At 39.4% G+C, this 23,868-nt stretch carries 25 protein-coding genes and 4 pseudogenes; 20 read left to right on the top strand and 9 right to left on the bottom strand.

Going from position 1 to position 23,868, the window contains the following annotated elements; genetic code table 11:
- Window positions 1-3: 3 nt before the first annotated feature.
- Window positions 4-549, bottom strand: a complete 546-nt coding sequence (csk22, locus tag NYE49_RS10400; protein ID WP_326209383.1) for a mother cell-specific sporulation protein Csk22 — start codon at window positions 547-549, stop codon at window positions 4-6.
- Window positions 550-754: 205 nt separating this feature from the next.
- Here csk22 and NYE49_RS10395 point away from each other — a divergent pair, with 205 nt between their 5' ends.
- The 7 genes from NYE49_RS10395 (at window position 755) to csaA (ending at window position 5,549) form a co-directional block, all read left to right on the top strand.
- On the top strand, window positions 755-1,696 hold the full coding sequence (locus tag NYE49_RS10395) for a YafY family protein (RefSeq protein ID WP_340034314.1): 942 nt from the start codon (window positions 755-757) through the stop codon (window positions 1,694-1,696).
- A gap of 53 nt (window positions 1,697-1,749) precedes the next feature.
- The gene (locus NYE49_RS10390) at window positions 1,750-2,232 is read left to right on the top strand and encodes a GyrI-like domain-containing protein (protein ID WP_014480008.1); all 483 of its coding nucleotides are present in this window, start codon (window positions 1,750-1,752) and stop codon (window positions 2,230-2,232) included.
- 76 nt (window positions 2,233-2,308) lie between these two features.
- Complete coding sequence (locus NYE49_RS10385; protein WP_340034313.1) at window positions 2,309-3,010, top strand: MBL fold metallo-hydrolase; 702 nt, start codon at window positions 2,309-2,311, stop codon at window positions 3,008-3,010.
- Window positions 3,011-3,015: 5 nt separating this feature from the next.
- Complete coding sequence (locus NYE49_RS10380; protein WP_340034312.1) at window positions 3,016-3,591, top strand: WHG domain-containing protein; 576 nt, start codon at window positions 3,016-3,018, stop codon at window positions 3,589-3,591.
- A 77-nt stretch (window positions 3,592-3,668) separates the two neighbouring features.
- Window positions 3,669-4,412: a GNAT family N-acetyltransferase gene (locus NYE49_RS10375; RefSeq protein ID WP_340034311.1), complete on the top strand. Its 744-nt coding sequence runs from the start codon at window positions 3,669-3,671 to the stop codon at window positions 4,410-4,412.
- 14 nt (window positions 4,413-4,426) lie between these two features.
- On the top strand, window positions 4,427-5,152 hold the full coding sequence (locus NYE49_RS10370) for a helix-turn-helix domain-containing protein (RefSeq protein ID WP_340034310.1): 726 nt from the start codon (window positions 4,427-4,429) through the stop codon (window positions 5,150-5,152).
- Between the two features lie 64 nt (window positions 5,153-5,216).
- Window positions 5,217-5,549 (top strand): chaperone CsaA, encoded by a 333-nt coding sequence (gene csaA, locus NYE49_RS10365; protein WP_340034308.1) that lies wholly within the window; start codon window positions 5,217-5,219, stop codon window positions 5,547-5,549.
- A 249-nt stretch (window positions 5,550-5,798) separates the two neighbouring features.
- Here csaA and NYE49_RS10360 read toward each other — a convergent pair whose 3' ends face one another.
- Window positions 5,799-7,235: a flavin monoamine oxidase family protein gene (locus NYE49_RS10360; protein WP_340034306.1), complete on the bottom strand. Its 1,437-nt coding sequence runs from the start codon at window positions 7,233-7,235 to the stop codon at window positions 5,799-5,801.
- Between the two features lie 127 nt (window positions 7,236-7,362).
- On the opposite strand from NYE49_RS10360, the gene NYE49_RS10355 reads away from it, so the two are divergent.
- The 3 genes from NYE49_RS10355 (at window position 7,363) to yobK (ending at window position 10,289) form a co-directional block, all read left to right on the top strand.
- Complete coding sequence (locus NYE49_RS10355) at window positions 7,363-7,920, top strand: SMI1/KNR4 family protein (RefSeq protein WP_340035143.1); 558 nt, start codon at window positions 7,363-7,365, stop codon at window positions 7,918-7,920.
- A gap of 98 nt (window positions 7,921-8,018) precedes the next feature.
- A complete protein-coding gene (gene yobL, locus NYE49_RS10350) occupies window positions 8,019-9,821 on the top strand; it encodes an LXG family T7SS effector ribonuclease toxin YobL (protein ID WP_342410140.1) in 1,803 nt (600 codons plus the stop codon).
- Window positions 9,822-9,830: 9 nt separating this feature from the next.
- Window positions 9,831-10,289 (top strand): type VII secretion system immunity protein YobK, encoded by a 459-nt coding sequence (gene yobK / locus NYE49_RS10345; protein WP_015383841.1) that lies wholly within the window; start codon window positions 9,831-9,833, stop codon window positions 10,287-10,289.
- Window positions 10,290-10,571: 282 nt separating this feature from the next.
- On the opposite strand, the gene NYE49_RS10340 is transcribed toward yobK, so the two are convergent.
- On the bottom strand, window positions 10,572-10,637 hold the full coding sequence (locus NYE49_RS10340; RefSeq protein ID WP_261630907.1) for a putative holin-like toxin: 66 nt from the start codon (window positions 10,635-10,637) through the stop codon (window positions 10,572-10,574).
- 300 nt (window positions 10,638-10,937) lie between these two features.
- On the opposite strand from NYE49_RS10340, the gene NYE49_RS10335 reads away from it, so the two are divergent.
- Together NYE49_RS10335 and NYE49_RS10330 are read left to right on the top strand one after the other, a co-directional pair.
- Window positions 10,938-11,300, top strand: coding sequence for a hypothetical protein (locus NYE49_RS10335; protein ID WP_047182721.1), 363 nt, complete (start codon window positions 10,938-10,940; stop codon window positions 11,298-11,300).
- Between the two features lie 212 nt (window positions 11,301-11,512).
- On the top strand, window positions 11,513-11,872 hold the full coding sequence (locus NYE49_RS10330) for a hypothetical protein (RefSeq protein WP_047182720.1): 360 nt from the start codon (window positions 11,513-11,515) through the stop codon (window positions 11,870-11,872).
- A gap of 40 nt (window positions 11,873-11,912) precedes the next feature.
- Here the strand turns inward: NYE49_RS10330 and NYE49_RS10325 are convergent, their stop codons facing one another.
- Window positions 11,913-12,248: a bacteriophage protein gene (locus NYE49_RS10325; RefSeq protein WP_015383839.1), complete on the bottom strand. Its 336-nt coding sequence runs from the start codon at window positions 12,246-12,248 to the stop codon at window positions 11,913-11,915.
- A 196-nt stretch (window positions 12,249-12,444) separates the two neighbouring features.
- Here NYE49_RS10325 and NYE49_RS10320 point away from each other — a divergent pair.
- Together NYE49_RS10320 and NYE49_RS10315 are read left to right on the top strand one after the other, a co-directional pair.
- A pseudogene (locus NYE49_RS10320) lies at window positions 12,445-12,731 on the top strand (YolD-like family protein).
- Window positions 12,724-12,935, top strand: a pseudogene (locus tag NYE49_RS10315) (UV damage repair protein UvrX); the annotation flags it as partial. The pseudogenes NYE49_RS10320 and NYE49_RS10315, both read left to right, overlap by 8 nt.
- A gap of 64 nt (window positions 12,936-12,999) precedes the next feature.
- Here the strand turns inward: NYE49_RS10315 and NYE49_RS10310 are convergent.
- A pseudogene (locus NYE49_RS10310) lies at window positions 13,000-13,265 on the bottom strand (ATP-dependent DNA ligase); the annotation flags it as partial.
- Window positions 13,266-13,567: 302 nt separating this feature from the next.
- Here NYE49_RS10310 and xynA point away from each other — a divergent pair.
- Window positions 13,568-14,209, top strand: a complete 642-nt coding sequence (gene xynA / locus NYE49_RS10305) for an endo-1,4-beta-xylanase XynA (protein WP_038829967.1) — start codon at window positions 13,568-13,570, stop codon at window positions 14,207-14,209.
- 668 nt (window positions 14,210-14,877) lie between these two features.
- Entirely contained in the window at window positions 14,878-17,478 is a 2,601-nt protein-coding gene (gene ppsA / locus NYE49_RS10300; protein ID WP_047182719.1) for a phosphoenolpyruvate synthase, read from the top strand.
- Between the two features lie 376 nt (window positions 17,479-17,854).
- Here the strand turns inward: ppsA and NYE49_RS10295 are convergent, their stop codons facing one another.
- Window positions 17,855-18,118 carry a hypothetical protein gene (locus tag NYE49_RS10295; RefSeq protein WP_015483321.1) on the bottom strand — a complete coding sequence of 88 codons (264 nt, stop codon included), beginning with the start codon at window positions 18,116-18,118 and terminating at the stop codon, window positions 17,855-17,857.
- 83 nt (window positions 18,119-18,201) lie between these two features.
- On the opposite strand from NYE49_RS10295, the gene NYE49_RS10290 reads away from it, so the two are divergent.
- Both NYE49_RS10290 and NYE49_RS10285 read left to right on the top strand, forming a co-directional pair.
- Entirely contained in the window at window positions 18,202-18,564 is a 363-nt protein-coding gene (locus tag NYE49_RS10290) for a hypothetical protein (protein ID WP_174616708.1), read from the top strand.
- Window positions 18,497-18,868, top strand: a pseudogene (locus NYE49_RS10285) (DUF3221 domain-containing protein). The gene NYE49_RS10290 and the pseudogene NYE49_RS10285 overlap by 68 nt, the downstream one beginning before the upstream one ends.
- A 238-nt stretch (window positions 18,869-19,106) precedes the next feature.
- Here NYE49_RS10285 and bla read toward each other — a convergent pair.
- Window positions 19,107-20,027, bottom strand: coding sequence for a class A beta-lactamase (gene bla / locus NYE49_RS10280; protein WP_015383835.1), 921 nt, complete (start codon window positions 20,025-20,027; stop codon window positions 19,107-19,109).
- 383 nt (window positions 20,028-20,410) lie between these two features.
- Between bla and NYE49_RS10275 the strand changes: the two genes are divergently transcribed.
- Window positions 20,411-20,842, top strand: a complete 432-nt coding sequence (locus NYE49_RS10275) for a hypothetical protein (protein WP_042975982.1) — start codon at window positions 20,411-20,413, stop codon at window positions 20,840-20,842.
- A gap of 173 nt (window positions 20,843-21,015) precedes the next feature.
- On the opposite strand, the gene NYE49_RS10270 is transcribed toward NYE49_RS10275, so the two are convergent.
- Window positions 21,016-21,894: a DMT family transporter gene (locus tag NYE49_RS10270; RefSeq protein WP_047182718.1), complete on the bottom strand. Its 879-nt coding sequence runs from the start codon at window positions 21,892-21,894 to the stop codon at window positions 21,016-21,018.
- A gap of 100 nt (window positions 21,895-21,994) precedes the next feature.
- Here NYE49_RS10270 and NYE49_RS10265 point away from each other — a divergent pair, with 100 nt between their 5' ends.
- Window positions 21,995-22,867 (top strand): LysR family transcriptional regulator, encoded by an 873-nt coding sequence (locus NYE49_RS10265; protein WP_015383831.1) that lies wholly within the window; start codon window positions 21,995-21,997, stop codon window positions 22,865-22,867.
- A gap of 117 nt (window positions 22,868-22,984) precedes the next feature.
- Here NYE49_RS10265 and NYE49_RS10260 read toward each other — a convergent pair whose 3' ends face one another.
- On the bottom strand, window positions 22,985-23,779 hold the full coding sequence (locus NYE49_RS10260; protein WP_015483316.1) for a DUF817 domain-containing protein: 795 nt from the start codon (window positions 23,777-23,779) through the stop codon (window positions 22,985-22,987).
- Window positions 23,780-23,868: the final 89 nt, after the last annotated feature.

Raw genomic sequence — 23,868 nt, 5'->3', positions numbered from 1 at the left:
CTGCTAGCGGGCAAGGATGTCTTTTTCTTTATTGTGTCCGTGCTGTTCGAGTTCGTTTCTGCTGAGCTTGATGACAAAAGAAGAAAAACCGATATAATAAACGGCTATCAGAAAAAAGACGCCTATTGTCAGAGGGTCCGTTCCGATTGACTGACTGTAAGATCCAAGGCTGTTTAGATCAGGTGAGGTAAGATAAAGCTCTGTCACTCGATATAGAAATCTTGACAGGAATAAGGTTAAGAGAATCATTTCTACCCAAATATGAGTCCGAAAATAGATCTTTCCTCTGCGTTTTTCAAAAGAGATGTTTTTCTTAGCGAAAAAGACAAGGAGCCATCCGCCAAGAATGCCCAAAATGAGATATCCATATAAAAAAGGGTGAATGGCGCTGAAGATTGAAAGTCCAAAAGCAAACAGCGAGAAAAGAATGATACGGGTGAACAGCCAGCAGGGCTTCAGCGGCTGGTATCCGATGGACCTTTTAATTTTTTTATACAGAAAAAAGATGATGATCATGGCAGGATAAACGCTCTGAAGTGTAAGATGCATGATGTGAAATCCCCTCCGTTGAGAAGTGTATGCTTATCCGGTTGGAAATAGTAGCTGAAATAAATACTGAACACAAAAAAGAAGGGGAAACCCCTGTTTTCATAGCATATGCAAGGTGTATTCCGCCGCATAATAGATATGCCCAAGCTTTATCAAAATGTTATGATTGTTTTGTTGGAAAATACAAGAAGAAAAGGTGCGCAGAATGAAACTGGAACGTTTGTTAGCGATGGTTGTGTTATTGATCAGCAAAAAACAAGTGCAGGCTGCAGAGCTTGCTGAGCTGTTTGAAGTATCTGTCAGAACAATTTACCGTGATATTGAGACGATCAATAGGGCTGGTATTCCGATTGTGACCTCACAGGGTTCCGGGGGCGGAATTGGCATCATGGAAACGTACCGGCTTGAAAGAGAGTGGCTGAAGGAGGAGGAATTGTTTGCAATTGCTTCCGCTTTGCAGAGCGTTTCATCTATGTATGAACCCGTTTCTCACAGCACAGCCTATCAAAAAATCAAACACCTTATACCTGAGCAATCTGCTCAAGCATTTAAGCACCAAACAGAAAAATGGTTTATTGACATGACGGCATGGGGCCATACCGAGGATCAAAAGACGCTTCGTGAGAAAATCAGCGCCGCCATCGATCGGTTGTCAACGATATCTTTTACATATACAAGCGCAAGCGGGGAAACTCTTCTTCGTGAAACTGAACCTTATACATTGGTTTGCAAGGCGGGGCACTGGTATTTATACGCTTATTGCTTGGTGAGAAATGATTTTCGTTTTTTTAAACTAAACCGGATGAAAGATCTGGCCATCTTACATCAGACCTTTATCAGAAAAGACATTCAGCTGGACACTTTGCCATGGGATAAGAGTTGGTACCAAAAGGACCGTTTAACTGAATTGGTTATTCTTGTTCAGCCGGCAGCACGTCAGCGCATAGGTGAATGGTTCGGATATGATGTCCTTCACTGTTGTGAGGAAGATAAAACCTGCCAGGCGGTGATTTCACTTCCAGAAGATCAATGGCTGATCGGTTTTTTGCTCCAGTTCGGAAAGGATATTGAGGTTCTGCAGCCTCTTCATATACGGGATAAAGTAAAAGAAACCATTCATCACATGCAAAGAATATATGAAACCTGACACACTGCTGTCAGGTTTCTTTGTCTATAATCTTAAAAAAAGGAGGAGATCGTATGGGCTTTTCACATATAACACACTTAGACCGGAAACGATTTGCCGGACTGTCACAACGGACAAGCAACGCACTGGAAATGACGGAAGAAAGGAGGATTCCGGCACTGTGGGATCAATTCTGGAAGCAGGATATGAGCGCTCTTTTATCACAGGCTGAAAAAGACAAGAGCATTATTGCCTTATATTCGAATTATGAACAAGAGACGAATGGGTTTTATACGTTTTCAGTCGGAACGTTTCAGGAATACGACGACATTCTTCCGGGACCATATGAAAACATTGATTTGCCGGCTTCCGCTTACGCCGTTTTCACTTCCAGAATCGGCCCTATTGAAGAGATTGTGCTTGAAACGTGGAAGGAAATTTGGACTTGGGATAAGCGGCATCTGCGCACGTTTACAGGTGACTTTGAGATGTATGATCAAAGTGCCGCAGTGCCACAGCGAGCACAAGTTAACATTTATGTAGCGATAAAAAAATAATAAACTCTTGAAAAACTAATGGTGTTAGTTAATAATAAAACTAACGCCATTAGTTTTTGTTAGGAGGAATAAAAAATTGAGAATGACTCAGTACCAAACGGTTTGGCAGCTGACTTTTTTTCCAGCATTGTTTCCGGTTAATTGCTATTTAGTAGAGGAAGAAAACGAAGTCACCCTTATTGATGCCGCACTGCCAGGCAGCTATAAAGGGATTATTCAAGCTGTGAATCAGCTTGGAAAACCGCTTCGGCATATTTTACTGACTCATGCACATGGGGACCATGTCGGATCACTGGATACATTGGCACAAACATTTCCGCATGCAAAGGTCATGATCTCGGAACGGGATTCATTCTTGCTCCAAGGTGACACATCCTTGCGGCAAGATGAGCCGCAGACGCCTATAAAAGGAGGTATTCCGAAACACATACAAACAAAGCCTCACCAACTGCTGACGGGCGGTGAAACAATTGGTTCCCTGCTTGCCATTCCAACACCGGGCCATACACCGGGCAGCATGTCATTTCTTGATACAAGAAACGGCACTTTAATAGCAGGAGATGCGTTTCAGTTGCACGGAGGAATCGCTGTATCAGGCCAGATAAAATGGACGTTTCCTTTTCCCGCTTTCGCCACATGGAATAAGGAGGAGGCCATCAAAAGTGCACAATTGCTCGCAGATAAGGCGCCTTCCTGTCTCGCTGTCGGACATGGAAAATTCCTGCGATCACCTTCAGAGCGGATGAGACAGGCGATCCAAAAAGCAAAGAAAGGATGATGAGCATGTCACCGAGAATAGGTTTGACCCAAAAAATGATTGTAGACGCTGCAGCGGAGATTGCCGATCAGGAAGGGGTAAATGGTGTCTCACTTGCGGCACTTTCTAAAAAAATGAATGTGCGCCCCCCGTCATTGTATAACCATATCAACGGGCTGCAAGCGATCAGAGCAGAACTTGCTGTTAGAGGACTGACAAAGCTTTTTGATCAAATGGCGGACTCCGTAACCGAACGAAAGGGAGATTCCGCGATGCTTTCTTTAGCACATGCATATGTTGATTTTGCAATTGAAAATCCCGGATATTATGAAGCGGCTCTGCTTAAGGTTCAGGACAAACGGATGGAAATCGTCTCTGACCAAATTGTCTGTCTTGTGACGAAGCTGCTCATTGAAAACGGCTATGCAAGTGAAAAGACTGCCATTCATGCGACAAGGGGGCTCAGAAGCCTGCTGCATGGCTTTACTGCTTTAATCGCAAAAGAAGCATTTGAACGTGAGGAGGGCATTTTAGAAAGCCTGTCATTTTCAATTCGGACATTTTTGTCAGGATTATTAATAAACAATAAAAATATTATGTAAACAAATAAATGGATGTCTTATATTTCTGAATATTGTATAATATCAAGGGAGTATACATAGGGGAGAGGCATTATGCAATGGATGACATTCACAAGATTGAACGATTAGCGGCAGCTTCATGGCCGGCTTATTTTCAAAAAAGCATAGGGCAATGGCTTCTCAGAGCGAATTTTGGCGTAACCAAAAGGGCAAATAGCGTATGGACGTCTGCGGATATGCCTGAAGGGAATTTTCAGCTAGAGGCCGAACTTTTTTATCAAAGTTTAGGCTTACCTGTTTGTTTTCATATTAGCAACGCATCACCGAAAGGGCTTGATGACGCTTTGGCAGACAGCCGTTATGAAAAGGTAGACGAGTGCTTCCAGATGACAGCGTTGTGCCGGTCAATTATGAGCCGAACAAATGACAACAGCCGATTTACATACAAGTGGGAACAAGAGCCATCATCTGTTTGGATAGATGAATTTATTCAATTAGAAGGGTTTTCACCCGAGCGTCACAAAGGTTACAAACACATTTTCGAACGCATGCCGCCGTGTAAAACTTTTTTCAAGATGTATGACAAAGAAAGCCTGACAGCGCTTGGCACGGTTTCTGTCATTGATGGTTATGGCGGACTTAGTAATATCGTTGCAGCTGAGGAGCACAGAGGAAAAGGGGCAGGAACCCAAGTGATCAGGGTGTTGACTGAATGGGCAAAAAACAACGGAGCGGAACGCATGTTTTTACAAGTGATGAAAGACAATCTGGCGGCAGTTTCTTTATATGAAAAAATCGGATTTTCGCCTATATCGGAACACCATTACCGGATTAAAAGCTGACCAAAGGAAGGGGGTTGCTGATGGATTCGCTTCAAGAGATGATTTGCGAAAAACGGACATACACACGCCTTTATCATTCACATAAGCACGCGTACAGCCAATTTCTTTTTCCGCTTGAAGGGAGTATAGATCTTGAGACTGAGGGGCGCCAGGTGAAATTAAATCCGGACCATTTTATATATATTCCGCCGCAGTGTGAGCATCGCTTCCGTTCTATCGGAAGAAATGAATGTCTTGTACTGGATGTTCCGCTTCATGCAATGAAAATTGATGAGTATCGTGCAGGATCGGGAATTGAAGCTGCACTCGATCCTTTCTGGTCTTCGATCAGGTACTTGCTGACAGAGGAAGCAAAGGCCGGAACAGCCAACTCGCTTCATATGCTAGTACAATACATAAAAGAAAAGCTTCAATCCCATAGCTATGCCTCAATTGCATACATTCACAGCCATTTATTTGAGCGGCTGACGATTAAGAAGCTGGCAGAAATCGAGCATTATCACCCAGCTTACTATTCAAGCTGGTTTAAAAAACAGACAGGGAAGTCCCCGCAGAACTATATTGCTGACCTTCGCCTTGAGGAAGCAAAACGAATGCTGATGGAGAGAAATGAAACCCTTACCGTCGTGAGCGAGGCGCTGGGCTTTCAAAACCTTTCTTCTTTTACAAGATGGTTCACGAAAAGCACAGGAATGCCGCCTCGCCTGTATCGAAACACCTTATATTCAGATAAAAAATGATGGCTCTTTGGTTAAACGAATCTTGAATATCTCCTTTACAATAGGAGAAAAAGGAGTTATTGATATGGCAGTTATTGAAGACTTTGAGAAATTAGATATCAGAACGGGAACAATTGTAAAAGCTGAAGAATTTCCTGAAGCAAGAGTACCGGCAATCAAGCTTGTGATAGATTTTGGGACTGAAATCGGCATAAAACAATCGAGCGCACAAATCACGAAGCATTACAAGCCAGAAGATCTCATCAACAAGCAAGTCATAGCAGTCGTGAACTTTCCGCCCCGCCGGATCGCCGGATTTAAATCGGAAGTCTTGGTCCTCGGCGGTATACCCGGCCAGGGCGACGTCGTCCTTTTGCAGCCGGATCAGCCTGTCCCAAACGGCACAAAAATCGGATAACGCAAAAAAAGACGTTTGCCTAAGGCAAACGTCTTTTGCGTATTGAGGCGATGCACCACACGCCACATTCGTGTGTGCCGTAAAGGCATGTACATCGGCTTACACAATTCAGCTCATCGCTATATGAATATAGCATGGAGGGCGAAGGATTGCAAGGATTACTTTGTTTTTGTGATTGAATTTGTCCGTCTAATCAAGATCTTATTATATGAAATGTAATAATCTTTTAGTACAGAAGGTGAGCATGATCTAAGGTAAGCGATTGACCTCATAAGCAACACGTATTCCAGATTCAATCGCGCCTTGCATCCACGCATGAGTGAGTGAGGCGTGTTCTCCGGCGAAATGAACTCTGCCCTCAGGGACAGGAATATAGGGATACAGCTCTAATTCTTGTCCTGGTTCGAAAGCTGTAAAACCTCCCGCAGAATACGGGTACTGGCTCCAGCTAAAAGAAGTGCCAGACACAAATTCAGACCACACAATATCACCATAGATTTCAGATAAATTCAGTAAAGTATACTGGATTCGCTCTCCTTCTGAAAGACTGTCCCATATCAGTGCCTCATCAGCCCAAGTATAACTGGCCAGAATGACGGCATGTCCATTTGCTCCAATATTTCTGCTTGGATAATACGAAAAACGAATCGGTAGATCAGTAATAGATTTGCCGCCGCGCTGCCTGGCTTTTTCCCAAAATCGGCTTTTAAACTCTATGCCGATTTTTGTTGCACTGATATAGTTTAGCTCACGGATTGCCCTTCGTTTATAGTACGAGAATGAATGGTATGGTTCGATTTTTACAAATCGCAATGTTGAAAAAGGAATGGTTACAATAGTGAGATCAGCTGTGAATGATGTGAATTCTGCCGTTTGTTGATGCTGACAATGGATCGTAACACTATTTTCCCCCTGAGACATTTTCATCATTTTTTGATGGTATAGAATGTTTGTTTTTAATTGAGGAAGAAACGCGTGAGGCAGCAGATCCATGCCGCCAGTTATCTCATAGAAGTGAGCGGGCGATGAAAAAAAGATAGATTCCCGCAATACTTCAACAAGGGACATCCCCATATACGCTTCCATATCCAAAAGTACACCAATCATATCGATCGCGCCATATGAAAAATACGTGTTTAAAAAAGAGCTTAACGAATGATTTTTGTATTGTTCTTCGACGATCCGCCAATTTCTCGCTGGATTTTGATTGATAAAATTTAGAATAGGCTGCAGTAAAGAAAGCATCAGCTCTTCAGACGTTTTCCCTTGTTCATTTGGTGCAACTGGATATCTCAATATTCCAGGAGCTCGTTCAAAAACTTGGAGACGTGTTTTGATTCCATTTGCATAAATGATGTCCATAGGGGTTCTGTTGAGAAATACATTTGTTGGCAATTTGAATTTTTTTATATATTCTAAGGTTAACGAATGGTTATTCGGTATGCGCATCGGGCCAGCGTTGAAATACAAATCATCACTAAAGGGAGATCTTAAAGTGCAGACACGGCCGCCCGCTCTGCCGCTCGCTTCGAGAATCGTTACTCTGTGACCGGCATTTTTCAGCAAAGATGCTGATACAAGCCCGGACAATCCAGCTCCTATAATAAGAATGTGCTTTGGATGCTGCGATGCGCTAAGGCCATTTCTAATGATCTTTACCATGTCATCATTCATTAGAGAATTCACTTTTTGGAGGCACCTCTTTTTAGAATTTATTGCATTATATTCACTGAAAAGAGCACCTATCACGATCTGTTCACATCTTTTGGAATTTGAAAGGTTATTGTTAAAAGGAAATAAAGGGGTGATGTATGTGACTAACTTTGTTCATAAGACGGTAAATGGCTTGAAAAGTCTTTTAGATGAAAAAGGAGCCATTCAATTGTTTTGTTCTGAAGGGGATATCATGGAGTTCCTTGTTACATTTTCACAGGACAAAGCAACCCTTAACGACATTCAAAGTTTTGAAGCTAAACATCAGATTACCCTTCCAGAGGATTATCAGAAGTTCATGACACTGCATAACGGTGCGAAAATTTTTGAGATTCTTTCTGATGGGGAGAATATAGGTGGAGGACTTCAGCTATTTAGCCTTGAAGAGATTGAAGAGGAGTTAAAATATGAGGATTTGTTTGAAGATATCAATGGTATTCCAATTGGCTACTTATTGGAAGAATGCCATTTAATGATCGATAAAGATAAAGTGAACCAAGGTGATCCCAACTATCTCTATATATTTGAAAGTGGTTTAGAATATAATCCATTAAATTTAAACTTTGAAATATTTTTAGACCGGTATATATTGGCCAATGGGGAACCTTTTTGGGATTGGCGCTACTATACCGCAGAAAATTATTATAGAACAAGATAGTGTGATGTATAAGACAGTCATTTTGGCTGTCTTTTTCTGTTATTCAAATAGATTACTGTGGTGAAATTTACATAGAGTAGTCTAGGAAGGAGAATAATATGAAGGTATTTGAGGCTGATTCATTACTCTCTGAGACCGATAAAAGAACCAAAGAGTATAAGGAACTAAGGTCGCAAATGGTGAAGCTAAGAAAAGCTTTTCAAAACGTAGCTAACCTAGATGACAGTGAGTTTTCAGGCAAGGGTGCTGACAACATTAAAGCGTTTTATCATGATCATGTCGGCGTAACAGACCAATGGATTGATTTAATTGACATGAAAATTGCTTTCTTAAGCAGCATTTCTGCAAAACTTGAAGATGCGAAGATGTCTGATGCTTACATCGAAGAATCCTTCCTAGAACATGAGCTGGCGAATGCTTATACAAAATCAAAATCCATTATGTCTGAACAAAAGAAAGCGATGAAAGACATCTTAAACGACATCAATGATATTCTTCCCCTTGAAATATTCTCAACAGAATACTTCAAAGACAAACTTTCTTCTGCAGATGACAAACGTGAAAAAACAATTGATAAGCTAAACAAGCTTGATGAGAATTTGAAAACAGAATATGCTGAAACAGAGCCTAACGAACAATTCATTCAGCAAGATTTTAAAAAGCTGCAGGAATCAACAGGCAAAGGAAAAAACGCCACTCCGATTCACTATAACGCCAAAGCGTATAGAGAAAGTGACATACATAAGAAAAAAGGCGATATTGAGAAACATTCTGAAGCTTACTTAAGTGTGAAGCAAGAAGAAGCTAAAGAACGTGAAATTAAAGAATTAAAGAAAAAACTTAATGATGGTGTATCTGACCCTGATGAATATTTAGAGATTGCTAAAAAAGTAGGGTACGAGAATCTGGAGCCAGCTCAAGTGCAACTTGCAGTGCAAATTGAACAAGCGAAGCAGCTAGAAGGAGCAGGAGAAATCACCTGGGATATCGTAAAAGGTGTAGGAGTAGGCTTATATGATGTAGGAAAAGACACTGTAACTGGCATATGGGATTTCATCACCGATCCGGGAGAAACACTCTCAGCACTGGGGAATGCAGTTATTCATCCAGTGAAAACCTATGACGCTATTTCAGCAGCAATAGAAGAGTCATATCAAAAAGATATGGTGAATGGGGATGCCTATTCTAGATCAAGGTGGGTAACCTACGCTGTTGGTTCAGTGGCTGTAGCTGTTTTTGGAACAAAAGGTGCAGGAGCCATTAACAAGGCAGATGCAGCGGGCAAAGTAATAAACAAAGCAAGTCAGGCAGGAAAGAAAATTAAGGACGTCAAAATTCCAGATTTGCTGCCTTATAATCCTAAGTACGACTTTGCTCTAGCCGATAATGTGCCATACAATGTGGTTGATAGCCAAAGCCTTAAGAATGAACTTTTGACTAATACGAAGAAAATACCGGATGGAACAAGAAAACCGTTTACTGGCCAAAAGATAAGCCCCCCTTGGCTAAATAAAGAAAAGTATGAAGCATATGAAATAGAGGGGAAGGTAAAGGCGAAGGGGAAAGTTAAAGATGTAAGCCGTAGAGTGTATACTATGAAAGATATTGATATTAATCAAAAAACAGAATTCGGTGTTACAAATCTTCAGCTTATGAAAAACGGGAATGCCCCTTATGCAAAAGACGGTACACAGATTAATTTACATCACTTGATTCAAGAAGAACCTGGCCCAATGCTTGAAATCCCGAACAGCTTACATACAAAATATAGTGATATCATTCATCAGCTTAAGTCTGATGGTGAAAGTTTTAGAAATGATAAGGTTTTAAAAGCACAATACGAGAGCTTTAGAAAGAGATATTGGAAGTGGAGAGCGAAACAATTTGAAAATGAGAATTGAGGTGTCTATATGATTTATTCGAAGGTTGAGAACTTTATTAATGAAAATAAACAAAATGCTATATTTACAGAAGGCGCAAGTCATGAAAACATTGGTCGCATTGAAGAAAACCTCCAATGCGATCTCCCCAACAGTTATAAATGGTTTTTAGAAAAATACGGTGCTGGTGGTTTATTCGGTGTTTTAGTTTTAGGCTACAACTTTGATCATGCATCAGTTGTAAATAGAACTAATGAATATAAAGAACACTATGGCCTTACTGATGGACTTGTGGTTATTGAAGATGTTGATTACTTTGCTTACTGCCTAGATACGAATAAAATGAAAGACGGAGAATGCCCAGTAGTTGAATGGGATAGGGTAATTGGTTATCAAGATACTGTTGCAGAAAGCTTTATTGAATTTTTTTATAATAAGATTCAGGAAGCGAGAGATGATTGGGAAGAGGAGGAAGACTGGGACGATTAAGTAAAAATATTGCAATTGCTCAATAGATACACTTGAGTTGCACATCCTCAATCCAAATAAAATAATGGTTTTATCCATAAAGCAATTGTATTCAAATAACATTTCTATATGGTTATAATTAGGATGAGGATTATGCTTTTTAAGGTATAAAAAATACATAAAATAAAAAGACTAGGGTGCTATCAACACCCCGTCTCTGTACAAAAGCTACCCAGTAAAGGGCTTGCTCGATGTGATTTCTTGGTAGACCTATCCCTTCAGGTTCTTAGGCTCAAGGGAGGTCTATTTTTTATTTATATATGTCAACAGGGCAATTATAAATGACCCGAATACAAGCATTAGCATTATTGCCTGGATGTTGACATAGCCTCACCCTCTTTCATAGGGGATGAGCAAGACTCCCTTGAGTGAGCAAACTTAATGTACAGGAAATACTATACTAAATTCCCTTGACGTTATAAATTCAAACAATATATTGACAACAGCATTTAATAGAATTTCTATTAACATCATTTACATTTGAAATGACAGACACATATGGTAGTTTGCGACTCGCAAAATTCAAGGCGTAGTCCTAATTCAGCTATTGAGTAGGATTGTTAAAAAGTGTTGATTTGTTGTTTTCAAAATGAAAAGTGAGGATTGTATATGAAGATTGTTAGCCAAGAAATTCAAGATTTGTCCATTAAATCCTTGGAATCAACTTTTAGTAAACTTTCAAATGCTCATAAAAGCACGACAGAAAAAGGTTCAAACACATCTCTTGTCAAAAAGAGACTGAACGCTGTAAAAATTGGTTTAGAAAGCCTAAAAGGTACTTGGAATGGTGAAGATTTTTGCTATGAGCAAGAAATCATATTGACTCATAAAGAAGTTCTACAAGATATCATTCCATCTATTGAAAAACAAATAGCAAAAGCAAAAGAAGGCAGTTCTCAAAAAACATTAAATGAGCGTCGCTTAACTGCACTAAAGCTGGCAATCGAATCTTTAGAGAGCCGTCTTATATAAGACAGTTAACTGTTCCAGAATTGGGCGCGTTACATAAACAAGATTGAAGGAAACCCTATTTACTATGGTTTCCTTTTATTTTTGCGTAATTATCAACATTAAAATTTATCAGAGCCTTATTAAATCATTTGAATGATTGTCGATATTTAACATGTGTAAAAATGGAAAAGGTGCTACAATTATAAAAAGCTCTGAAAGGATCGTGCTTATCGATGGTAAATGTAAACTCAAGTGATCTTATTTATGATCCGAAATTCTTAGCATTTTGCAGCTTGGCTACAGAAGGATACGGGGGAAATAACTCAGCTCCCAGTAAATCCATTGGTTTTAGTGAATTCTGTGAAAAACTTGAGAAAAATGAAGTAGTTAAACCCGAGAACAAAAAAAGCTCACTTGACCTAAATAATTCTTTAGATTATTGGAAATCAAGATTTAATCCAGCCGGTAATCTTTCGGCGTTAGATTCTCAGGTATTAGATATTATCAAAAAAGCTTACAACTTAGGCATGGTTAACAAAGATAATATGCTGTTGCGAAACGAAGCAGTTAATGCTTACAAAAATTCAATTTGAATTTGAAATAGAGCCCAGCTTAGTAAAAGTGCTGGGCATTTTATTTATTAGAGTTATTTGCTTTCAGATACTCTCGATGTTCTTTGTTCAACTTTTCAATATCATCTTTAAATATATAGATCTTATATTTTTCCTTTGCTTCTCTTGACAGATTATGTTCTAAATATTCACGGAGCTTTGCTTCACTTTTGGTTTGATCCATGCCAATTGTAATTGCCGGATCTGTTATTCCAATTTGAAAACTAAATAAACCAAATTCATCCCAAGCACTTTCTAAAACTTCTTCAGGTGCTTTTTTGTTTGATTCGATTAAAGTAATACCCGATATAATCAAAACAGGAACTAAAATCAAAAATCCAATTAACCTCTTCTTCATTCACCATCTCACTCTCCCTTGTCGATAAGAATCTCTCCTTTATTAATACTACGTATATCATTATTGACCTTTATATTTTATATCTAACATACATCGAACCTTTGTTCTGATTTGCGTTAAAACGGGAACGATCGTTCTATTAGTATTAGATCAATAAAGGAGTGAGTCAATATGTTTAGGGATCGAGGAACAATCAATGGATATCAATGATGCTCCAGAACATTTAATACAGCTTAAACAAGATTTGATTGATGGATCAAAAATTGAGATGATCAACAAATTGAAGAGATGGGCGTTTTCGTTTCTGAAGCACTTGAATTTTTTTGAAATTCAAACTTTTAAACTATGGATTTGTTTGAAAATGCCGCCGGTAGAGTTCATTACATTAATTTTGAACAACACAAGCTTCACGTTAAAGATCAACATAACAACACAGTATATATCAACATGAATAACATCATAGGAGTTACATACAATGATTGATTACTCACAATTTCCACTTAAGAATATACTTTGTGTTTTATGCTTCTGTATCGGCTGTTGCAATGGGGCTTATTCCTTTAACATAGTATCTTGCTGTTGGAGAAAATACGGAGAGACAGGGAAGTGTAGTGTTAGCTGCGTCTCCTGCATTTAAAAAAGATTTTGGAATCAAAAACAGGCTCGAGACTTTTTGAGATGCCTGAAGGTCAAGAGTGCCATTTACAGTTCACAAAAAACCATTGTCCACTGTAATATCATAAGCTGATTTCTTTTCTTTGGCCAGATTAAAGTAAGCTAATTCGTTTCCTTGCAGGCCTTCAATAACAAATACATTATTATGGTCAAGGTTGAGATCTAAAAGCATGTTTTTGCGTTCACTGAGGGGCTTATTAGCGATTGGAATGCCCATCAAATTACATCAAAGACACAGTAAACTACCTTATGGACTGATTTTTTGGACATGAAACGTTGCATTACAGCTTCAAAGTCAAGAGCACCACCTGGGTCAGCTACAATGATTTCACAATCTCTAATGCATATCTCCTTTGTACGAAATGGACCGAATGGTAATTGATTACAGATATTGCTCCATCAGATTTAGAAACAAGAATTGTGATCCTGCGAAAAAAGGATCAGGATATGGTGGAAGAAGACCACTTATAATGTGTTTCTAGGTATTTGTAATTAAATTACAAATACTTTTAATATTTGCTCATGAATTCGTGGTATTATACTGAAGGGGACGATCAAAAGCTTTGGCGTTAGTAATTAAAAATGTTTTAAATGTATACGAGTGCTACCTCAAAGTCGGAAAAAAATATTATAGGAGGTAACATATGTTTAAGTTTAAAAAGAATATCTTAGTTGGATTATCGGCAGCTTTAATGAGTATTAGCTTGTTTTCGGCAACCGCCTCTGCAGCTAGCACAGACTACTGGCAAAATTGGACTGATGGGGGCGGTATAGTAAACGCTGTCAATGGGTCTGGCGGGAATTACAGTGTTAATTGGTCTAATACCGGAAATTTCGTTGTTGGTAAAGGTTGGACTACAGGTTCGCCATTTAGGACGATAAACTATAATGCCGGAGTTTGGGCACCGAATGGAAATGGATATTTAACTTTATATGGTTGGACGAGATCACCGCTCATAGAATATTATGTAGTGGATTCATGGGGTACTTATAGACCTACTGGAACGTATAAAGGTACTGTAAAAAGTGATGGGGGTACATATGACATATATACAACTACACGTTATAACGCACCTTCCATTGATGGCGATCGCACTACTTTTACGCAGTACTGGAGTGTTCGCCAAACGAAGAGACCAACCGGAAGCAACGCTACAATCACTTTCAGCAATCATGTTAACGCATGGAAGAGCCATGGAATGAATCTGGGCAGTAATTGGGCTTACCAAGTCATGGCGACAGAAGGATATCAAAGTAGTGGAAGTTCTAACGTAACAGTGTGGTAACAGATCATCATTAATCAGGGGTAGCTAACGGGCTGCTGATCGTTCCTTGAGAAGTTTTATAATCAATGATTATTAAAATCGTTAGTAATGGTTAAAGGTTGTTTTCTAATAGGTGAACGGCCTTGGAATTGCTGGAGGTAGGGTATTCTCCATCTGGTTTTATAACTTTCCCTATAGGTTAATAGAACGGTATTTAAATGAGAATGCTATCAATTTTTTGTAGTCAGCGCTTGCTCACAACAGATACCTTTACATAACCCTTCTTTATCAAACATAAGCCATATTCAAAATAAAAATATCTGGTAGTTAACCAGATCCTCATAACTTTATACTAGTTAAAGGTGGGACTGTTAAGAACAAAAAGTCCAATTTATGAATGGGGACTCTACGAACAAAGCAAGTAAGTTCAAAAAGAACCCAACTTTAGGATTTCCTTAGAGGATTGAATCAGCTCGAACCAAGTTTTTTAATGTGACTAGTTACGGAAATTAAGAAAAGAACCTGGTGAAATTGCCCAGGTTCTTTTTATATTGCACAAAAACAGACACGGTGATATAATCACACTACGTGCGCTTTCTAGTTAAAAAGTTATAGATATCCATCTTATAATTTTATTATATCCTGCTGGGAAGCTCTTGTCAATATTTTTTTTGAAGGGGAGATGTAGAATGAGTTCTTTGGTTCTCGGTTTACATGAAATTGAAAAAACACAGCTTTCGCTCGTTGGAGGAAAAGGGTTACATTTAGGGGAATTATCAAAAATTCAAGGTATACAAGTACCAGAAGGATTTTGTGTCACAACAGTAGGATATCAAAAAGCCATCGAACAAAACGAAACGTTACAAGTGTTGTTGGATCAATTGACCATGCTAAAAGTTGAGGACCGAGATCAAATTGGTAACATCAGCAGGAAGATTCGGCAAATCATTATGGAAGTAGACATTCCTTCCGATGTTGTGAAAGCAGTTGCTCACTATCTCTCCCAGTTTGGCGAGGAACATGCCTATGCCGTGCGTTCTAGTGCGACTGCTGAAGATTTACCACATGCTTCTTTTGCCGGTCAACAAGACACCTATTTAAATATTATCGGCGTCGATGCAATCTTGCAGCATATCAGTAAATGCTGGGCGTCCCTATTTACGGATCGCGCGGTTATTTACCGTCTGCAAAATGGATTTGGCCACAGCCAAGTCTATTTATCCGTTATCGTTCAAAGGATGGTTTTCCCTCAGGCTTCGGGAATTTTATTTACCGCTGATCCGATTACCTCCAACCGAAAGGTGTTATCCATCGATGCCGGTTTTGGACTTGGTGAAGCACTGGTTTCTGGCTTGGTATCTGCCGATTGTTATAAAGTACAGGATGGGCAAATCATCGATAAGAGAATAGCAACTAAAAAATTGGCTATCTACGGACGAAAAGAAGGCGGAACAGAAACACAGCAGATCGATTCTGATCAGCAAAAGGCTCAAACACTGACTGATGAACAAATTTTACAGCTGGCACGCATTGGAAGACAGATCGAAGCTCATTTCGGCCAGCCGCAAGATATCGAATGGTGTTTGGCCCGCGATACTTTTTATATTGTACAGAGTCGTCCAATCACAACTTTATTCCCCATCCCTGAAGCGAGTGACCAAGAAAATCACGTCTATATTTCTGTTGGTCATCAACAAATGATGACGGATCCCATAAAACCACTGGGATTGTCTTTTTTTCTGTTGACGACTGCTGCACCCATGCGTAAAGCCGGTGGAAGGTTATTTGTTGATGTCACACATCATCTGGCATCCCCTGACAGCAGAGAAGTTTTCTTAAAAGGCATGGGGCAGCACGATCAGCTCTTAAAAGACGCACTTATGACCATAATAAAGCGACGAGATTTCATAAAGTCGATACCAAATGATAAAACAGCACCAAATCCAAGCAAAGGCAATGCAGATATGCCGGCTCAAGTTGAAAACGATCCGACAATCGTGTCAGATTTGATAAAGAGCAGTCAAACATCGATAGAAGAGTTAAAACAAAACATCCAAATGAAATCAGGATCAGATTTATTTCGTTTTATTCTGGAAGATATCCAGGAATTAAAGAAGATTTTATTTAACCCAGAAAGTTCTGTTGTGATTCGAACTGCTATGAATGCTTCATTATGGATTAACGAAAAAATGAACGAGTGGTTAGGTGAAAAAAACGCAGCAGATACGCTTTCTCAATCTGTACCTCATAATATTACTTCAGAAATGGGTCTTGCGCTATTAGACGTCGCAGATGTGATTCGTCCTTATCCAGAGGTAATTGATTACTTACAACATGTAAAAGATGATAACTTTTTGGATGAACTGGCTAAATTTGATGGCGGAAGCAAAACCCGAGACGCGATCTATGATTATCTCAGCAAATACGGAATGCGATGTACCGGAGAAATTGATATTACAAGAACTCGATGGAGCGAAAAACCAACTACACTTATCCCAATGATTCTTAATAATATCAATAACAGTGGGCCTAATGCCAGCCATCGGAAATTTGAGCAAGGGCGACAGGAAGCTTTGAAGAAAGAACAAGAGTTATTAGATCGATTGAAGCAATTACCGGATGGTGAACAAAAAGCCAGAGAAACAAAACGAATGATAGATATCATCCGGAATTTCAGCGGGTTTAGGGAATATCCAAAATACGGCATGGTTAATCGATACTTCGTTTATAAGCAGGCTTTACTGAAAGAAGCCGAACGACTCGTAGAAGCGGGTGTTATTCAAGAAAAAGAAGATATATACTATCTCACTTTTGAAGAACTTCACGAAGTCGTACGCACACATAAACTGGATTATCAAATCATCAGCACACGAAAAGACGAGTACACATTATATGAAAAACTATCTCCACCACGTGTTATCACGTCTGATGGTGAAATCGTTACAGGTGAGTATAAACGAGAAAATCTCCCAGCCGGAGCGATTGTAGGTCTACCTGTTTCCTCCGGAGTTATAGAGGGGCGAGCGCGTGTCATTTTAAACATGGAAGATGCTGATTTAGAAGATGGAGATATATTAGTTACCTCCTTTACTGATCCAAGCTGGACACCATTGTTTGTATCCATAAAAGGCCTAGTCACCGAAGTTGGGGGACTGATGACACATGGAGCTGTTATAGCCCGTGAATATGGCTTACCTGCAGTTGTTGGCGTTGAAAATGCTGCCAAGCTGATAAAAGATGGGCAACGAATTCGCGTTCATGGTACAGAAGGCTACATTGAAGTCTTATAATGTCTGATGTGTGTAGAGAGCCATCAGATATTCCGCCATCAGCCCTAACTAGAAGCTGGGAGGCTGCATTTGTACCGAATGATTAAGTTCCCGTTGAACTAACGAAGATCGATAGCATATTAAGAAAAGCTGGAACCTCTTGGAGGAGGTCTGGCTTTTCTATATAAAATTGGAGTAGTGTGCAAAAGCCGCATTTTGCGGGCGGCGCTTCTTTAAAGTGAATTTTTTATTACTAGCATTTAAAACCAAACTTTAGATTTTGTTCGTGTCAAAGAGAACTGGAGAATATTGATATTGTATTTGATAGGGGACCACATAGAAAGAAATACCTTGTTTAAAACAAGAGAAAAAGGAGCTAAAAAGCTCCTTTATAAATTTAAACAACTTTTGTATAAATAGCCGTGTAAAACCCGATTGAGTAATCAAAATAATGACGTGTAAGCGTATAAGTATAACCGTTGTATTCTATTGTTGGCTGGAAGTCCATTGGCAGAGGACTAATGCGGTATATAGTGTCATAATCATACTCATCACTTTTTACTGCAACCTCAGACGAAGTGCCAGCAGCCAATGCGGGAACCGCGGATATGAGCATGCCAAAGGATAAAGCAGAACTCAATAAGATTTTCCTCATGTTCAATTATACCAACTCCCTTTACAATTAATACATATATTATGTAGCGGTTGGAAGTTGTTTTGGAAGTGAATAATGGATCATAAAATGTGAAAATTTTGATTTTAATGGAAGTTGCAATAGTAAACGACAGTAAGGATAAGTATATTTATGCTGGAATCCAGAAAGAAGCGGCCTTCAATAATATATTTGAAAGCGCAAAAATGAGTAAGGGGATAATATCGAGGGCTACCACATGCAAATATTTGAGAAAGAATAAGAAGAAGGTTGAGGAATTGGAGAATGGAGTATGCTGTTATGAATTGCAAAAAGAAGTAGATGGGTTGGGTGATATCCTGTTGTTTATTTTAAAGATCAAAAAGAGTTTAAAGAGGAGGGAGAAAGATGCCGAAAATCGGAGTAAGCTTGATAGTGCTCATTATACTCATTATTTTCCTTGCAGGCTGCAATAAAAATGAACAACACGGAGAAGAAACAAAGATGCAGAGCCTAGTAGGCTATGTCGTGCTTAAAGACAATGAAAGGGCAATTCTCATTACCGATACAAAAGCTCCAGTAAAAGAAGATTACAATCTTTCTGAAGGACAACTTATGAACAAGTTTAAAAATAACATAATAATTGTAGGATTAAGTGAGATTGATAACACTGAAGATCTCAAAAGAGGTGAAAAAATAAAAGTGTGATTCCATACACGAAAAGAGTCAAATCCACCAAGTGCAACGATACAACAATATAAATTATTACAAAAAAAATAATTGAATTCTCGTATAGATAACCTCTGATGGTCTGTTTCAAACTTTACTTGGTTTCATAAATGAAAACTTGCCATTCATGTTAACGATTGTGTTTTAAGATACTTAAAGAAAGAGAGGTATTAGTGAGAATATGAAAAAACCGTTCATTAAAAATGAACGGCGAGGTTTACAAAAGTAATGTCTTTTTTCCTTTATGGCAAAAGGATAAAGGAATTCGCAATATTGTGCTTCAAATTTTTTATTTGAGATCGTTAAGGACGACTTTTGCAGCCTCAGCGATAAGAGCATTATCATAATTAGCATTTTTCGTAAAGCGGTTTGACAGAATTGCCAAAACAATAGGAGCTCTGTTAGGCGGCCAAACGATAGCAATGTCGTTTCGTGTCCCGTAACTTCCGGCTCCGGATTTATCGCCGACTTCCCATCCTATTGGAGCGCCTGCCCGAATCAGTTCGTCACCAGTAGCATTGCCTCGCATCCAATCGGTTAAGATCGTGCGTTTGTCAGTCGTGAGAGTGTTATCTAAAGTGAAAGCTTTAAGATCGGTTGCCAGTGCTTTTGCGGTGCTTGTGTCACGAATATCACCAGGAATCGCAGAGTTTAGATCCGTCTCAAATCGTTTAGCTTTCGTTACATGATCCCCAATCTGTTTCAGTGACTTTTCAAAACCTTTAGGGCCGCCAAGCTGTTGCAACAAGATGTTCCCAGCGGTATTATCGCTGTAACGGATAGCCGCTTCCGAGATTTCTTTTAGGCTCATGCCTGTATCTAGGTGTTTCTCTGTGATTGGAGAATATGTAACAAGATCGTCCTTGCTGTAGTGGATGACTTCATTAAGTTTTTCAATTGAGTTTTTCTTCAGGACAGCAGCTGCGGCTAGAACTTTATAGGTTGATGCGTAAGCAAATCGTTCATTCGGCCGATAGGCGATTGTCTTGTTTGAACCTGTATCAATTGCATAAACACCAAGCCTGGCATCAAATTTTTTCTCAAGTTGAACAAATTTTTTATTCGTTATACAGCTTGCCATGTTTGTGTCTTCTATGGATTTTGCTTCGGCATGTGTTGAGTTGAAAAAAGGTGTGAAACCAGTAATGCTTAAACATAAAAGCCCAACACATATTCCGAATTTTATTGACGCTTTATTTTTCAACTTCATCAGGCCTCCTCATTCAAATGATTTTGTATTACCTTCTAATTCACATCGCAGGAATGAAATTGAGATATTTCCAATGAAATGTTTCCCATGACAGTTAGTGTAACAAACCCCTTTGCGCTAGTAAACATAGAATCAATTTATCTTATATTTTTAATAAGTTGGGAGAACAAGGGCTGTTACGACCCACAGGGCGTATAGACTTTTGATGATATATCAAATTAATATAAAAGCTTCACTGGCTCTTAAAAAGGAAATAGATTCGGATGAAAAATGTTCTCTTTATGGCTCATTTCATGGTGCTAAAGATTCATTTGGAGAAGACTGTCTTGATCAGACCAGACCCTTCCAATATATTGAAGTAAAAGATATCGGGAGGAACTCTTTTGAAAAAGATGTTGATGTTAGCTTTTACATTTCTTTTGGCTTTCACTATCCATGTAGGGGAAGCTTCGGCTGTTATCGTGAAAGATGAGGAGAAAGTGAGTTTTACAATGACAGAAAATGAAAAATGGTTTATGAAGTCTGATGACCTAAATTCAAACCATTGGACATCTCACTTTGGGTACAGATTCACCATTTTCGATACTGAAGGATGTACAATTAACACAAGAATCATGCGAATGACTTTGTCAGGATATGAAATAACCGTTAGTGAAAAAAACTTCTCAGGGGATCATTTTGATTTGAGTGCAACTGATCGAGTTGAGACGATGCCTTATAAGACTCATTATTTGATTTTGACAAAAGATCCAGATTGCGGAGATGTTAAAGTAAAAGGTCTATACGGTTTTCAGTTTGATCAGCCAGAATGGTAATAAAAAAGAATCTAGATTCTCACCGGCCTAAACGCCAGCCAAGCTAATGTCTCACATGCAGACACTAGCTTTTTTCATTGTTTAATAGGCTGTCGTCAGGATTCTAGAAGACTTTCTCATAATAGTCGTCTCCTGTCACATGAAGCCCAAATGACAGGGGAAATGTATATCATTCACACTTTCTGTCGTGAAAATGTAAATGTATTCATAAAAATCCCGCAGCATATCAGCAGTGCGCCGAGGATAATGTTGATGGTGATCTGTTCGTGCAATTGCAGCCATCCAAAGAATAGGGCTAATACGGGAACAAACATTAATGCCATGGATGCTTTTGACGCTTCGATTTGATTGAGCACCCAAAACCATACGACAAAGGTAAAGCCGGTGGAAAGCAAGCCATTAAACAGCAATGACCACACCGCTTGATATGTCCACTCGGCTGAAGGGACCGGCTCAAATATAAAGGAAAACACCAATAACATGACGGCTCCCATCATAAGGTGCCAGGCATTCATGTGAATAATATCGATATGCTTGAATTGTAGCTTGCTGAACACATTCGCGATTCCCCAGCTAAGCGCTGCCGCAAGGACGCACAGCTCCCCCAATAAAGCGCCTTGATCGATATTGAGCATTTCCTTTCCAAATATAAATAACAGTCCGAAGAGGCCGCAGACCAGTCCCATCGTTTTATACACATTCATTTTCTCGTTTAATGTAAAATGGCTGATCACCGTAACAAATATAGGCATTGTATATACCAAAACAGAGGTTTTCCCTGAATCGACAAACTGCATTCCATACGTCAAGATCCCCATGTAGCCCAGCCCCATCAACAGGCTCATGATGATATAGCTTTTGAGATGTTCTTTTTTAATTGAAAGCTTTTTTCTTTGGATGAAGAGAATGAGAAATAAAGGAACTGCTCCGATGAACAGGCGCAAACCCGAAAATAAAAGCGGGGGGATGTCATGAATTCCTACTTTCATCGCAACCCAAGTATAACCCCAAATAAGTGTGACAGATATGATTCCCAGCATAACTTTTACCATAATGAAGCCGCCTTTCTTGTTTAAATATCGTGCTGGTTTCTATCATATGTTACATTTATGTATAACTGAAATACATTTTTATTATTGGGGGTATAACCAAATGGTTATGAACATGAACCATCTTCACATATTTGTAAAAGTCGGGGAGAAATTAAATATTACAGAAGCGGCAAAAGAATTGTTCATCTCTCAGCCGGCGGTAAGCAAAGCGATAAAAAACCTGGAGAACTCACTGCAGCTCAAATTATTGATCAGGGATAAACATCATGGTTTAATGCTGACTGACATCGGAAAAGAAATATTGCTGCTGGCGAGGCAAATGAAGGGAATTGAAAGCAAAATATATCAAGTAGCCAACCGGGAAAACAAGCTGTTAAACGGGAAGGTGAAAATTGGTTCATTTCCTGCAGTTTCAACAAATATCATGCCACAGGCGATTGCGGCATTCAGATCAAACTACCCGCTGATCCGCATAGAATTGATCGAAGGAACCTCTGACCAAATAAAAGGATGGGTTGAAGATCGGACGGTTGATATCGGGATCGCAGCATCTCCATTTGAACCGTTTGAAAATCAGCTATTGTGTAACGACTATATGGTGGCCGTCATCCCGCCGCAGCGTGACGAATTAAAACTTGAAAAGCATGTCGACCTTGAAACATATCAAGATGACCTCATTTTTTGTAAAGGCGGTCATGAAATCGCGATGTCAAACGCATTTTCGCAATACAACATCGAATTAAAGGAAAACTTAACTGTGCAAAATGCCGAAACCTTGATTAATATGGTCAAAAATAACTTGGGTATCGGCATCATTTCAAACTTTACACTTTCATCCGTCCCGCATCAATTGATTAAAAAGGACATCTTTCCTAGAGTCACACGCGATATTGGCGTCATCGCACATTCATTTGAAGAGATAACGCCGGCGGCGCATGAGTTTGTCAAAGTGTTGAAAGCAGTTGTAATCTGAATCAGTTATCGTGTTGCGATGAAATTTGAAGAAGATGAATACTCACCGGCAGAGTTACATAAAAGAAAAAAGCAACCATTTGAACGTTGCTTTTCACTCTATTTGGGACCTTGTACGCTAAGAAAAAGATTCACCCATCTCAGCCTTTGTGGGACTCTGCTCCTTAACTTGTTTTAATGATGCTACTATAAGAAAGCTAACAATCACTAGCAAGAGCCATGAACTTACCTTTCCAAGGTGTACGAGACTCCATGTATCGATTTGGTTTGGATATTTCCAAGCTCCAAAAAACGTAGCGATATTTTCCGCTATCCATATAAAAAATCCGATAAGTACAAAAGAAAGTGCGAGCGGCATACGGTAACGAGCTCCATTCACCTCGTATGTAACCCATGTTTGCCAAAAGACAATGATGACAAGCCCAGATAACCACCATCGAATGTCTATAGAAAAATGGTGGGTGAAAAAATTCAAATAAATCGCTGCGGCAAGCGGAACAACTGCAAAAAAAGGCGGCCACTTAATCAGTTCAACCTTAAGCCTTCTCCATGCCTGGCACAAATAACTGGCTACACTTGCGTACATAAAGCCGCTATACAAAGGTACTCCAAATATTTTGGAGTATCCTTCTTCTGGATAAGACCAGGAGCCCATATGGACTTTAAAAAGTTCCAGAGCAAGCCCAATAAGGTGGAATAATGTGATCACTTTTAATTCATCCCGTGTTTCAAGACCGGAACGCACCATCCACAATTGCATGAGAACGCAGATAATGAGCAGCCAGTCATACCGCGGCAAGAAGGGCAGTGGGATGATTTGCGTAATAGCCAAAGAGGCAAAAATAACGGCAGGAAACAAACATGAAAGGGCTTGTTCCCAGCCAAAATGAACGAATTGTTTTATGGCTCTCATGATGTATGCCTCCTCCATAGTTGTGTTCTTCGTGTATGAAAGGGACGCTTAGTATAGCAGCTAGATGGATATAAGTTTATGTCCATAAG

It is taken from the genome of Bacillus sp. FSL L8-0358 (assembly GCF_038593095.1).
GTDB classification, from domain to species: domain Bacteria; phylum Bacillota; class Bacilli; order Bacillales; family Bacillaceae; genus Bacillus; species Bacillus subtilis.
The sequence above is the reverse complement of the archived record's forward strand: the minus strand, read 5'-3'. Positions and strand labels throughout refer to the sequence as shown.